This window comes from Amycolatopsis sp. NPDC051128, from assembly GCF_040682715.1.
Lineage (GTDB): Bacteria > Actinomycetota > Actinomycetes > Mycobacteriales > Pseudonocardiaceae > Amycolatopsis.
Genome location: NZ_JBFBBN010000022.1, coordinates 110,889 through 123,038, shown reverse-complemented (window position 1 = coordinate 123,038; position 12,150 = coordinate 110,889). Strand labels below are relative to the sequence as shown.

The window sequence follows — 12,150 nt, the reverse complement described above, 5'->3', positions numbered from 1 at the left end:
CCGCACCGGCCCGGCGGCGGGCGCGCACTCGTAGATGACATCATCCGGCCGCCGGCGGTGGCAGGGTCTTTGGACCCTGTCCGCGCAGGGCCGTTGGGCCCGGCGCCCCCGGTCGGCGATTTTCCGTCTTCAGGCGCTCAGTTCCGCCAGCACGGCGTCGGTGTAGCGCGGCCAGACCTCGGCGGCCCACGGGCCGAACGCGCGGTCGGTCAGCGCGACGCAGGCCGCGCCCGCGTCCGGGTCGACCCAGAGGAACGTGCCCGACTGGCCGAAGTGCCCGAAGGTCCGCGGCGAGCTGGCCGAGCCGGTCCAGTGCGGGCTCTTGTGGTCGCGGATCTCGAAGCCGAGACCCCAGTCGTTGGGCTTCTGGTGGCCGAAGCCGGGCAGCACCCCGGAAAGCCCGGGGAACACGACGTTCGTCGCCTCGGCGACGGTCGCCGGGTCCAGCAGCTTGGGGGCCTGCAGCTCGGCGGCGAAGGCGGCCAGGTCGTCCACAGTGGACACCGCGCCGGACGCGGGTGAGCCGTCGAGGGCGGTGCTCGTCATGCCGAGCGGCGCGAACAGCGCTTCGGCCTGGTACTGCGCGAACGGGATGCCCGAGTGCTCGGCCAGCGCGTCGGCGAGCTGCTCGAACCCGGCGTTGGAGTAGAGCCGCCGCGTGCCGGGCTCGGCCATCACCTTGTGCGCGTCGAAGGCGAGCCCGGAGGTGTGCGCCAGCAGGTGCCGCACGGTCGAGCCGCCGGGCCCGGCCGGGGTGTCGAGCTCGACCACGCCTTCCTCGACGGCGATGAGCGCGGCGTAGGCGGTGAGCGGCTTGCTGACCGAGGCCAGCCGGAACTTCCGCGCGGTGTCACCGTGGCTGCCCACGACGCCCCCGGCGGCGGACACGACGGCCGTGGCGGCGTTGTCCACCGGCCACTCGTCGATCAGGCGCACGCTCTCCATGCGCCCAGCCTACGAAACGCCGCGAAGGCCTCCGCACCGGTGTCGGGGACCGGTGCGAAGGCCTTCGCGGAAGGGTGCTCAGGCGTCGAGGTCGGTGGCGACCAGCTGGGCGACCGCTTCCACGGCCTCCTCCGCGCCCTCGCCCTCGGCGCTGATGACGACCTCGTCGCCGTACCCGGCGGCGAGGGTCATCAGGTTGAGCACGCTGCCGGCGGCCACCGGGTCCCCGCCGGCCTTCGCGATCCGCACCGCGACGGGCTGGGCCGCGGCCGCCTTCGCCACCAGCGCGGCCGGCCTGGCGTGCAGGCCCACCTTGCTGGCCACGGCGACGCGTTTCTCCGGCATGTTCGTCCTCTCGCTGCAAAGGGGGTGGGTTAAGTGGGTGCCGATGTTACTTCGCGGCGGTCCGCTCGAGGTCCGCCTCGATCGAGTCGTCCTCGCGGCCCGGCGTGCGCAGGTTGAACTTCGTGATCGCGAAGCGGAAGACCACGTAGTAGATCACCGCGTAGACGAGGCCGATCGGGACGAGCAGCCACGGCTTCTGCGCCGCCGGGGCGCCCAGGTTCAGCAGGAAGTCGATGCCACCCGCGGAGAAGTTGAAGCTCTGGTGGATGCCCAGCGCGTTGCAGATCGCCAGCGAGGTGCCGGTCATGATCGCGTGGAACAGGTACAGCGGCCACGCGACGAACATGAACGAGAACTCGATCGGCTCGGTGACACCGGTGAGGAACGAGGTCAGCGCCGCGGAGATCATCACACCGCCGACGATCTTCTTCTGCGCCGGCCGGGCGGTCTGCCAGATCGCCAGCGCCGCGGCGGGCAGCGCGAACATGAAGATCGGGAAGAAGCCCGTGGTGAAGGCGCCCGCCGACGTCTTGCCCGCGACGAAGTTGTTGATGTCGCCGCCGTCGAAGATGAACCAGATGGGGACGTTCAGCAGCTGGTGCAGACCGACCGGGATGAGCAGGCGGTTCAGTGCGCCGTAGATGCCGCCGCCGACGATCGGGGAGGCGGTTACCGCGTCACCGACGGCTTCGATGCCGCTGTTGACCCAGTGGAAGACCAGGCCGAAGAGCACGCCGAGGATCACCATGACACCGGCGGTGATGATCGGGACGAACCGGCGGCCACCGAAGAACGCCAGGTAGGCGGGCAGCTTGATGCGGTGGTACCGCTGCCACAGCAGTGCCGCCACGATGCCGACCACGACACCGGCGAGCACCGAGTACGGCCACTTGATCGGCGCGAGCTCGAACCCACCGGGCTTGTAATTGGGCAGCGTGTCGAGTGGGGCGAACACCTGGATGACGCTGGTGAAGACGAAGAAGCCGACGACCGCCGCGACGGCGGTCGAGCCGTCACCCTTCTTGGCGAAGCCGACGGCGATGCCGACCGCGAACAGCAGCGGCAGCCAGTTGAACAGCGTGCCGCCGGCGGCGCCCAGCACCGCAGCGACCTTGTTCCAGCCGAGGCCCTTCGCCCCGAGCATGTCGTCCTGGCCGAACCTGAGCAGGATGCCGGCCGCCGGCAGCACGGCGATGGGGAGCATGAGGCTGCGGCCGAAGCGCTGAAGGCCGGCGAGGCCTCCGCCGCTCTTCTTCGCCCCCTCCGCGGTGGTGGTGCTCATCTGGATCCTCCATAGTGGGGTGGTTGACCGGGTTCCGGGGTGTTCCGGTCCAACTGCATGGTCACCTGGTAGTGATCTCCCCGGTACCAGGACGTGATGTCTTCGATGGGGTCGCCGTTGGCGCTGGAGACCCGCCGGAACACGAGCAGTGGGCTGCCGGCACGCATGCCGAGCAGCCGGGCCGTCTCGCGGTCCGCGCCTTCGGCCCAGACCGTCTGCCACGCCCGGTCGGGACGCACACCGTACGTCTCGGCCAGTTGCGCGTAAATGGACTGGGTCAGGTCGAGCTCGAGCAGGCCGGGGGCCCGGCCCGCGTGGTACCAGCCGCGCTCGACGGCCAGTGGCACGCCGTCGGCGTGGCGCAGCCGCACCAGGTGGTGCGCGCGGGCGCCTTCGGCCAGGCTGAGCGCGTGCGCCGAGGCGGTCGGCGGGACCTCGGTGGCGGCCGACACCACCGAGGTCGTCGGGGTCAGCCCCCGCCTCCGCATGTCGTCGGTGAACGACATCAGGTAGAGCTGCAGCTCCATCCGCCGGGCCGCGGTGAACGTGCCTTTGCCGCGGACCCTGGCGAGCAGGCCTTCCTCGACCAGCTTCCCGATCGCCGACCGGACCGTGAGCCGCGACACGCCGTAGCGCTGCGCCAGCTCGCGTTCCGACGGGATCGGCGCGCCCGGCGGGAGTTCGCGCTCCACCGTGCGGCGGAGGATTTCCCGCAGCTGGGCGTGCTTGGGCGTGGGCCCGTTGACGACCTGGTCGGGCGGCGGGACATGCGCGGCCGCGCTCATCGGCGTCACCCTCCTCGTTCTGGCGTTCACCGGGACCGGTGCTCGCGTCCGGCCCGGAACATTGGTACGTTCCGGTCTAGACCAATGATCTGATGGGGCAGGATGCTCCGCCGTGCGGACGGGTGTCAACCACCGTTATCCGTTCGTGGCCCGCGGCGGGGTGCCGGCCGACGAACGGCGTAGTACAGGTGGACACGCGGTTCGCGTCAGGTTGGGAACAAACAGCGAGCAAGGAGACCGCGATGGCGGATGACAGGCCCGAAAAGATCCTCGCGGCACTCGGCGGCGCGGGCAATCTCACCGAAGTCGAGGGCTGCATCACACGGCTGCGCTGCGAAGTCGAGGACATGAGCCTCGTCGACGAGGCGGCGCTGAAGAAGGCCGGCGCGATGGGCGTGGTCAAGATGGGGTCGTCGGCCCTGCAGGTGATCGTCGGGCCGGAGGCGGACACGATCGCCAGCGACATCGAGGACCTGCTGTGAGCCTGGAGATCCTCAGCCCGGTCGCCGGGCGGGTGGTGCCGATCACCGAGGTCCCGGACCCGGTGTTCGCGCAGGCCATGGTGGGGCCGGGCATCGCGGTCCAGCCCGCGGGCGAGCGGGCGGACGCGGTCGCGCCGGTCGACGGCACGGTCGCGACGCTGCACCCGCACGCGTACGTCATCGCGACCGACGACGGCAAGGCCGTGCTCGTCCACCTCGGGATCGACACGGTCAAGGAGAAGGGCGAGGGTTTCACGCTGCACGTCGTCAAGGGCGAGCAGGTGCGGGCCGGCCAGCCGATCGTCAGCTGGGACCCGGCGGCGGTGACCGCGGCGGGCTACTCGGCGATCGTCCCGGTGGTCGCGCTGGACGCTTCGGCGGACGTTCTGTCCGGTTTGGACACCGGCCACGACGTCGAAGCCGGGGCGCGGCTGTTCGGCTGGGACGCCTGAGCCGGCTTTGTCGCACGCGAACGGGCCCTTGTGGCGGATCGCCGTCCACAAGGGCCCGTTCGCGCACCCCGGCTCGTCAGCCGGTGACGACCTTGCCGTTCTCCACCTTGACCGGCACCGACGGCAGCGGCTTGTTCGCCGGACCCTGCTTGACCTCCCCGGTGAGCGCGTTGAACACCGAGCCGTGGCAAGGGCAGACGAGGTCGGCGCCCTTCGGCGTGACCGTGCAGCCCTGGTGTGTGCAGATCGCGCTGAACGCGGCGGCGGCCGATTCGGACGTCCGGGCCACGATCACGTCGGAGCCGTCCGGGGCCTTGGCCGCCTTCGCCTCCCCGACCGGGACGTCGGCGAGCGCGACCAGCGGCGTCCCGGCGGCGATCGGCGCCTGCGCGGTGCCCGACTTCGAGTCGGACTCGGATCCGCAGGCGGCGAGCGCGACGGTGCCGACGGCGACACCGGCGACGGCGGCACCGGTGGTCAGGACGGTGCGGCGGGAGTGCAGTTCGGCAGTCATGCCCTTCTATACGGGATCGTCACCGTTCCGGTTCAAACCGCCACCGCGGCGGGTGAACCGGAACGCCCCCTGCTCCGTGTATGTACGAGAGTGGGTGTGGAGCGGAGGAACGATCATGGTGGGTTGGATTCTGCGCGTCGTCGTGGCGGCGGCGCTGCTCGGTTCGGCAGGGGTGCACTACTTCCTGTGGACGGAGAACTACCCGGGCATCGTCGGCCCGTTGTTCCTGCTGGACGCGATCGCCGGGCTGGTGCTCGCGATCGCCGTCCTGGCCTGGCGGCACTGGCTGCCGGCGCTGGGCGCGGCCGGCTTCGGGGCGCTGACGCTCGGGGCGTACGTGCTGGCCGCGACGGTCGGGTTCGCCGGCAACCACGACCAGTTCAACAGCCAGCCCGAGTACTGGGGCGTCATCACCGAGGCGGTCTGCATCGTCGGCGGCGTGGCGCTGATGTTCGTGAAGGACCGGCGTCGCACCACGGTCTAGGGCCACGGGCGTGAAAGAAGCCGCCGAAGACGCGCTGATGCGCGCGCTGCACGAGGAGCACGCGGCCGCGCTGTGGTCGTACGCGCTGCACCTGACCTCCGGCGACCGGATCCGGGCCGAGGACGTCGTCCAGGAGACGCTGCTGCGGGCCTGGCGGTCGTCGTCGGTGCTGGACCAGTCGCAGGGCTCGGCGCGGGCGTGGCTGTTCACGGTGGCGCGGCGGATCGCCATCGACGGCTGGCGGTCGGCGACGTCCCGCTCGGAGGTGGTGACCGACCAGCCGCCGGAGCGGGCCGTCGGCGACGGCACCGACCGGGCGGTGCAGGGCTGGCTGGTCGCCGAGGCGCTCGCCGAGCTGTCGGAACGGCACCGGGAGGTACTGGTGTTGTGCTACTTCCAGGGCTATTCCGTCGCCGACGCGGCGATCCGGCTCGGGGTGGCCGAGGGGACCGTCAAGTCGCGGACGCACTACGCGTTGCGCGCGCTCCGCCTGGTGCTCGAGGAGAGGGGGGTGACCCAGTGAGCGAAGACCCGTTCGCGACGTTCGACGCCGCGTACGTGCTCGGGGCGCTCTCCCCCGACGACCGGCAGCGCTTCGAGCAGCACCTGCGCGAGTGCGAGCGGTGCGCGGCCTCGGTGCGCGAGCTGGCCGGGCTGCCCGGGCTGCTGGCCAGGGCCGAACCGCCGCCGCCGGCGGTCGACGCCGGTCCGCCGCCGCCGGAGCTGCTGCCTTCGGTGCTTCGCCGCGTCCGGCGCGGCCGCCGGATCCGGTTCGCGGTGACCACGGTGTCGGCCGCGGTCGCGGTGTCGGCGTGCGTGGCACTGGGCGTGGTGGCGACCTGGCCGGCGCCTGCGCCGCCGCCGTCGGTGGCGATGACGGCGCTGGGCCAGTTCCCGGTCCGCGCGGACGCCCGCCTGGACGCGTTCGCGTGGGGCACGCAGGTGGACATGTCGTGCAGCTACACGGGCGGCCGCAGCGGCGGCGAGTACGTCCTGGTGGCGATCACCCGCGGCGGCGCCGAGACGGTCCTGGCGTCCTGGAAGGCGATCCCGGACAACACGGCGCGCCTCGTGGTCGGCACGGCGCTCAAGACGTCGGACCTGGCGGCGCTCGAAGTCCGCTTGGGCAGCGGACGGGCACTGCTCAGGCTGACACTGTGAGGCGGTGGCTCATCCGGGCCGCAGGGGGTTCCGGATGAGCCACCACCACCTTGCCTCGCCCACCCACCCCGCAAACTCCCCCTCCAGTCACGTGAGATGCCTCTCCAGTCACGCGAGTTGCGCCTCCAGTCACGTGAGTTGCGCCTCCAGTCACGTGAGTTGCGCCTCCAGTCACGCGTGATGCCTCTCCAGTCACGCGAGCCGACCCTTCAGGGCGGGTGTCGACCCTCCAGGTACGTGTGTCGTCCGTGCAGGTACGCGAGCCGACCCTCCGGGTACGCGAGCCGACCCTCCGGGTACGCGAGCCGACCTTCCAGGTACGCGAGCCGACCCTCCGGGTACGCGAGTCGTCCGGCCGGGTAGGCGAGCCGACCGTCCGGGTACGCGAGCCGACCTCCCGGACACGCGAGCCGGCCGGAGACCGCCCTCTTCGCGTGCCTCGGCGGCATCACGTCGCCCACAGGTGTGAAACCCGGCCCGGAACGCAGCGAACGGTCCGTTCGCGACGCCCGCTGTTTGCCCTGCTCAGGCCCACCGCAGCAGGCTGGACCCATGACCCCGACGACCTTGCTCCTCACCACCGCGGCGGCCGCCGGAGCCGCCACCGCACCGCCCACGGCGTGGGCCCTCAACCGCGCGGCGGCACCGATCCCGGTACCGGCCACCGCCGTCCTGGCCGCCCTCGGCGTGGCCGCCGCCGCGGCGCGCTGGCTCGCCGGCGGCTGGCCGGGCTGGTGGTTGCCCGTGCCCGTGCTCCTCACCGTCGTCGCCGCTCCGCTCGCCCTCGCCGATCTGCGCCACCTCCGCTTGCCCGACGTGCTCACCCTGCCCGCCTACCCGCTCTTCGGCGCCGCGGTCGGGGCGGCCGCTCTGGGTGGCGGTGGTCCGTCGCTCGCCGTGCGCGCGGCCGCCGGTGCCCTCCTGTTCGGTGGCGCGCACGCGCTGGTCCACCGCGCCGTGCCGGGCAGTCTCGGCGCGGGCGACGTGAAGCTGTCCGGCAGTCTCGGCGCGGTCCTGGGCGCGGCGGGCTGGCCCGCCCTCGCACTCGCGGCCGTCCTGGCGGCGCTCCTGAGCCTCGCCGTCGCGGTCGTGCGGAAGAGCCACCGCGTACCCCACGGACCCGCCCTGCTCACCGCCACCTGGCTGTGCGCCCTCTTCCCGGGTGCGCCGTGACCCGGAACACTCTTCGGGGTCGCCCGGCCCCCGTGAAAGGATTGAGCACATGTTGCGCTGGATCACCGCAGGTGAATCGCACGGGCCCGCGCTGGCCGCCGTTCTCGAAGGCATGCCCGCCGGTGTGGGCGTCACCACCGCCGACGTCAGCGAGCAGCTGGCCCGGCGCCGCCTCGGCTTCGGCCGCAGCCCGCGGATGGGCTTCGAGACCGACCACATCGAGTTTCTCGGCGGCGTGCGCCACGGCCTCACCCAGGGCGGCCCGGTCGCGGTGCAGATCGAGAACGCCGAGTGGCCCAAGTGGGAGCAGGTGATGGCGCCCGACCCGGTCGACCCGCAGGTGCTCGAAGGTCTCGCGCGCAACGAACCGCTCACCCGGCCCCGCCCGGGCCACGCCGACCTGCCAGGGATGCAGAAGTACGGCTTCGACGAGGCCCGCCCGGTACTGGAGCGGGCGAGCGCGCGGGAGACCGCGTCGCGGACCGCGCTGGGCACCGTCGCCCGGAACTACCTGCGGCAGCTGCTCGGGATCGAGATCCTCAGCCACGTCGTTTCGATCGGCGGCGCGGACGCGCCCGCGGGCCCGCTGCCGGTCGCCGCCGACCTGGCCGCCATCGACGAGAGCCCGGTGCGCGCGTTCGGCCAGGCGGGCACCGACGCGATGGTCGCCGAGGTCGACGCCGTGCGGAAGGCGGGCGACACCGTCGGCGGCGTGATCGAGGTCCTCGCCTACGGCCTCCCGCCGGGCCTCGGCTCCCACGTCCACTGGGATCGCCGGCTCGACGCGCGGCTGGCCGGCGCGCTGATGGGCGTCCAGGCGATGAAGGGCGTCGAGGTCGGGGACGGCTTCACCACCGCCCGCCGCTGGGGCAGCCAGGCGCACGACGAGATCGACCGCGGCTCGGGCCCGATCGGCGTCACCCGCCGGTCCAACCGCGCCGGCGGCCTCGAGGGTGGCATCACCAACGGTGAGCCGCTGCGGGTGCGCGTCGCGATGAAGCCGATCTCGACCGTCCCCAAAGCACTGTCCACAGTGGACGTCAAGACCGGCGAGCCCGCGGTCGCCATCCACCAGCGCTCCGACGTCTGCGCGGTGCCGCGCGCCGGGGTCGTACTGGAGTCGGTGGTGGCGCTCGTCCTCGCCGACGCCGCGCTGGAGAAGTTCGGCGGCGACTCCCTCACCGAGAGCAAGCGCAACGCCGAGGCGTACCTCAAGGCCCTCGAGGAGCGGTGGTGAGCCCTCGCGCGGTGATCATCGGGCCGCCCGGCTCGGGCAAGAGCACGGTCGGGCCGCTGCTGGCGGACGCGCTCGGCGTCGTGTTCCGGGACAGTGACGACGACATCGTCGCGCGCGCCGGGCGCAGCATCTCCGACATCTTCGCCGAGGACGGCGAACCCGCCTTCCGCGCGCTGGAAGAGGAAGCGGTCGCCACCGCGCTGGCGGAGCACGACGGCGTGCTCTCTCTCGGCGGCGGCGCGCCGCTCAGCCCCGGCACGCGGGCGCGGCTGGCCGGGCACACCGTCGTGTTCCTCAACGTGGGCCTGGCCGCCGGCGTGCGGCGCACCGGCCTGTCGAACGCGCGGCCGTTGCTGGCCGGGGTGAACCCCCGCGCCACCTTCAAGACACTGCTCGACGAGCGGGTGCCCGTCTACCGCGAGGTCGCCACCGTCGAGATCGTCACCGACGACCGGACGCCCGCCGCGATCGTCGCGAACATCGTGGCGGAGCTCGCCGTTCCCGCCGAAGCCAAGGAGTGAGTCACCCCGTGTCCGATCCGGCGCAGCCCGACCCGGTGCGCATCCCGGTCGCCACCGCCCACCCCTACGACGTCGTGGTCGGGCGCGGCCTGCTCGGCGACCTCACCGCGCACCTGGCCGGCGCCTCGAAGATCGCGCTGATCCACCCGCCGACGCTGACCGCCACGGCCGAGGCCATCCGCGACGAGCTGAACGCGGCCGGCCTCGACGCGCACCGCGTCGAGATCCCGGACGCCGAGGACGGCAAGGCGCTGACCGTCGCCGGCTTCTGCTGGGAGGTGCTCGGCCGGATCGGGCTGGACCGCCGCGGGGCCGTGGTGGGTCTCGGCGGCGGCGCCGTCACCGATCTCGCCGGATTCGTCGCCGGCACGTGGATGCGCGGGGTCCGGCTGGTCAACGTGCCGACCACGCTGCTCGGCATGGTCGACGCCGCGGTCGGCGGCAAGACCGGCATCAACACCGAGGCCGGCAAGAACCTCGTCGGGGTGTTCCACGAGCCGAGCGCGGTGTTCGCCGACCTCACGACGCTGGAAACGCTGCCGAAGAACGAGCTCGTCGCCGGCATGGCCGAGGTCGTGAAGACCGGCTTCATCGCCGATCCGCGGATCCTCGAGCTGATCGAGGCCGACCCGGCCGAGGCGCTCGACGCGTCCGGGGACGTGCTGGCCGAGCTGGTCCGCCGGTCGATCCAGGTCAAGGCCGACGTCGTGGCGGCCGACCTGCGGGAGTCCGACCTGCGGGAGATCCTCAACTACGGCCACACCCTCGGCCACGCGATCGAGCGCCGCGAGCGGTACCGGTGGCGGCACGGCGCCGCGGTGAGCGTCGGCCTGGTGTTCGCCGCCGAGCTGGCGCGGCTGGCGGGGCGGCTCGACGACGCCACGGCCGAACGCCACGCGTCCGTGCTGAAGCTGCTCGGCCTGCCGACGACGTACGACGCCGACGCGCTGCCCCAGCTGCTGGAGACCATGAAGGGCGACAAGAAGACCCGATCGGGGGTGCTGCGGTTCGTCGTCCTCGACGGCCTCGGCAAGCCCGGCCGGCTCGAGGGCCCGGACCCGGTGCTGCTCGCGGCCGCGTACTCGGCGATCGCGGCCGGCTCCCCGGCGAACGGCGGGAGCGTGCTGCTGTGAAGGCGTTCGTGTTCAACGGCCCGAACCTGGGGCGGCTCGGCAAGCGCGAACCGTCGGTCTACGGCTCGACCACCCACGACGACCTCGCGGCGCTGTGCGTCAAAACCGGCGCCGAGCTGGGGATCGAGGTCGAGGTCCGGCAGACCGACCACGAAGGCGAGCTGGTCGGCTGGCTGCACGAAGCCGCCGACGGCGGTCACCCGGTGGTCCTCAACGCCGGCGCGTGGACGCACTACTCGATCGCGGTGCGCGACGCCGCGGCGCAGCTCACCGCGCCGCTGATCGAGCTGCACATCTCGAACGTGCACAAGCGGGAGGCGTTCCGGCACCACAGCGTGCTGTCGGACATCGCGACGGCCGTGATCGCGGGCCTCGGCGTGGACGGCTACCCGCTCGCGCTGCGCTGGCTCGCCGCGCACCCGGGATGACGCTGCCGGCGCTGACCACGGCGCGGCTGCGGCTGCGGCAGCTGGCCGAGGCCGACCGCGAGGACGTCGTGAAGGTGTTCTCCGACCCGGAGATGAGCCGGTTCTTCGCGGCCGACTTCGCCGACCCGGCCGCGGCGAACGCGATGGTCGACCGGCGGCTGGACTACCGCGGGCCGGCCGGCCAGGGCCACTGGGTGATCGAGCGCGACGGTGAGGTCGTCGGCGTGGCGCACCTGCGGCCGTCGTGGGAGCTGCCGGGCGGCGTGCCCGAGCTGGGCTACTACGTCGCGAGCGCGCACGCCGGGCAGGGCCTGGCGACCGAGGCCGCCCGCGCGCTGCTGGACCACGGGCTCGGCGCGCTCGGGCTCCCGGCGATCTGGGCGCTGGTCCACGAGCGGAACGCGGCGAGCCGCAAGATCGCCGGGCGGCTGGGGTTCCTCGACGTCGGCAGCGGCGTCCACTACGGCGACCTGCACCGCGTGCTGGTCGCGCTGCCCGCCCGCCACGGGCGGCCGCACCACGTCGAACTGTGGGTGCCGGATCTGGCCGAGGCCGAGCGGAGCTGGGGCTGGCTGCTTGGCGAGCTCGGCTGGCGGGAGTTCCAGCGCTGGCCCGCGGGGGTCAGCTGGCGGCTCGGCGGAACCTACCTCGTGGTCGAGGCCTCGCCGGCACTGAGCGCGGCGGACCACGAGCGCACGCGGCCGGGCCTGAACCACCTGGCGCTGCACGTGGGCACCCGAGCAGGGGTCGACGACCTGGCGGCCCGGGCGAGCGGGCACGGCTGGCGGCCGCTGTTCGCCGACCGCTACCCCCACGCGGGCGGGGACGCCCACTACGCGGCCTACCTCGAGAACGAAGCCGGGTTCGAGGTCGAGCTGGTCGCGGTGGAAGGGCCACCGGCTCAGGCGTGACGCGGCCATCCCCGGGTCGCCGAGCCGGCCGCTGCGGAAGGGCCGCTGGCTCAGGTGTGACGCGGTGTGCCCGGTTGTCGAGCTGGTCGCGGTGGAAGGGCCACCGGCCCAGGTGTGACCCGGCCATCCCGGGTCGTCGGGCCCTGTGACACAACGTACTGAGGCCGGACCCGGCCGTCCGGATCGCGGCCTGCGGCTGCCCAGCCGAGCGCGATCGAGGGACCGTCGACCGGGCACGCCGTTACTCCGACTGGCCGGGTCTGGCTACACTCCGATGTCGTGCGCCCGTTTCGTCGT

At 72.9% G+C, this 12,150-nt stretch carries 16 protein-coding genes; 11 read left to right on the top strand and 5 right to left on the bottom strand.

Annotated elements, in window-relative coordinates:
• Positions 1–129: 129 nt before the first annotated feature.
• From AB0M82_RS23160 to AB0M82_RS23145, 4 genes are all read right to left on the bottom strand, one after another.
• Complete coding sequence (locus tag AB0M82_RS23160; protein WP_364725221.1) at positions 130–945, bottom strand: serine hydrolase domain-containing protein; 816 nt, start codon at positions 943–945, stop codon at positions 130–132.
• 78 nt (positions 946–1,023) lie between these two features.
• A complete protein-coding gene (locus AB0M82_RS23155) occupies positions 1,024–1,290 on the bottom strand; it encodes an HPr family phosphocarrier protein (protein WP_364725219.1) in 267 nt (88 codons plus the stop codon).
• A gap of 46 nt (positions 1,291–1,336) precedes the next feature.
• On the bottom strand, positions 1,337–2,572 hold the full coding sequence (locus AB0M82_RS23150; protein WP_364725216.1) for a PTS transporter subunit EIIC: 1,236 nt from the start codon (positions 2,570–2,572) through the stop codon (positions 1,337–1,339).
• Positions 2,569–3,357 (bottom strand): GntR family transcriptional regulator, encoded by a 789-nt coding sequence (locus AB0M82_RS23145; protein WP_364725213.1) that lies wholly within the window; start codon positions 3,355–3,357, stop codon positions 2,569–2,571. Before AB0M82_RS23145 ends, AB0M82_RS23150 begins: the two co-directional genes overlap by 4 nt.
• A gap of 92 nt (positions 3,358–3,449) precedes the next feature.
• Between AB0M82_RS23145 and AB0M82_RS23140 the strand changes: the two genes are divergently transcribed.
• Entirely contained in the window at positions 3,450–3,839 is a 390-nt protein-coding gene (locus tag AB0M82_RS23140; protein ID WP_364725210.1) for a PTS glucose/sucrose transporter subunit IIB, read from the top strand.
• Positions 3,836–4,291 carry a PTS glucose transporter subunit IIA gene (locus tag AB0M82_RS23135; protein WP_364725207.1) on the top strand — a complete coding sequence of 152 codons (456 nt, stop codon included), beginning with the start codon at positions 3,836–3,838 and terminating at the stop codon, positions 4,289–4,291. The genes AB0M82_RS23140 and AB0M82_RS23135 overlap by 4 nt, the downstream gene beginning before the upstream one ends.
• 76 nt (positions 4,292–4,367) lie before the next feature.
• Here the strand turns inward: AB0M82_RS23135 and AB0M82_RS23130 are convergent, their stop codons facing one another.
• A complete protein-coding gene (locus tag AB0M82_RS23130) occupies positions 4,368–4,805 on the bottom strand; it encodes a Rieske (2Fe-2S) protein (RefSeq protein WP_364725205.1) in 438 nt (145 codons plus the stop codon).
• A gap of 115 nt (positions 4,806–4,920) precedes the next feature.
• Here AB0M82_RS23130 and AB0M82_RS23125 point away from each other — a divergent pair, with 115 nt between their 5' ends.
• The 9 genes from AB0M82_RS23125 to AB0M82_RS23085 all read left to right on the top strand — a co-directional run bounded on the left by AB0M82_RS23125 (position 4,921) and on the right by AB0M82_RS23085 (position 11,853).
• Positions 4,921–5,289 (top strand): hypothetical protein, encoded by a 369-nt coding sequence (locus AB0M82_RS23125; protein WP_364725202.1) that lies wholly within the window; start codon positions 4,921–4,923, stop codon positions 5,287–5,289.
• Between the two features lie 10 nt (positions 5,290–5,299).
• The gene (locus tag AB0M82_RS23120) at positions 5,300–5,812 is read left to right on the top strand and encodes a sigma-70 family RNA polymerase sigma factor (protein ID WP_364725199.1); all 513 of its coding nucleotides are present in this window, start codon (positions 5,300–5,302) and stop codon (positions 5,810–5,812) included.
• Positions 5,809–6,450: a zf-HC2 domain-containing protein gene (locus AB0M82_RS23115; protein ID WP_364725197.1), complete on the top strand. Its 642-nt coding sequence runs from the start codon at positions 5,809–5,811 to the stop codon at positions 6,448–6,450. Before AB0M82_RS23120 ends, AB0M82_RS23115 begins: the two co-directional genes overlap by 4 nt.
• Positions 6,451–7,002: 552 nt before the next feature.
• Positions 7,003–7,623: an A24 family peptidase gene (locus tag AB0M82_RS23110; protein ID WP_364725194.1), complete on the top strand. Its 621-nt coding sequence runs from the start codon at positions 7,003–7,005 to the stop codon at positions 7,621–7,623.
• Between the two features lie 49 nt (positions 7,624–7,672).
• Positions 7,673–8,860 carry a chorismate synthase gene (aroC, locus tag AB0M82_RS23105; protein ID WP_364725193.1) on the top strand — a complete coding sequence of 396 codons (1,188 nt, stop codon included), beginning with the start codon at positions 7,673–7,675 and terminating at the stop codon, positions 8,858–8,860.
• Complete coding sequence (locus AB0M82_RS23100; RefSeq protein WP_364725190.1) at positions 8,857–9,381, top strand: shikimate kinase; 525 nt, start codon at positions 8,857–8,859, stop codon at positions 9,379–9,381. The genes aroC and AB0M82_RS23100 overlap by 4 nt, the downstream gene beginning before the upstream one ends.
• An 8-nt stretch (positions 9,382–9,389) precedes the next feature.
• Positions 9,390–10,514, top strand: a complete 1,125-nt coding sequence (gene aroB, locus AB0M82_RS23095; protein WP_364725188.1) for a 3-dehydroquinate synthase — start codon at positions 9,390–9,392, stop codon at positions 10,512–10,514.
• Positions 10,511–10,942, top strand: coding sequence for a type II 3-dehydroquinate dehydratase (gene aroQ / locus AB0M82_RS23090; RefSeq protein WP_364725185.1), 432 nt, complete (start codon positions 10,511–10,513; stop codon positions 10,940–10,942). The genes aroB and aroQ overlap by 4 nt, the downstream gene beginning before the upstream one ends.
• Complete coding sequence (locus AB0M82_RS23085) at positions 10,939–11,853, top strand: GNAT family N-acetyltransferase (protein WP_364725183.1); 915 nt, start codon at positions 10,939–10,941, stop codon at positions 11,851–11,853. The genes aroQ and AB0M82_RS23085 overlap by 4 nt, the downstream gene beginning before the upstream one ends.
• Positions 11,854–12,150 lie beyond the last annotated feature (297 nt).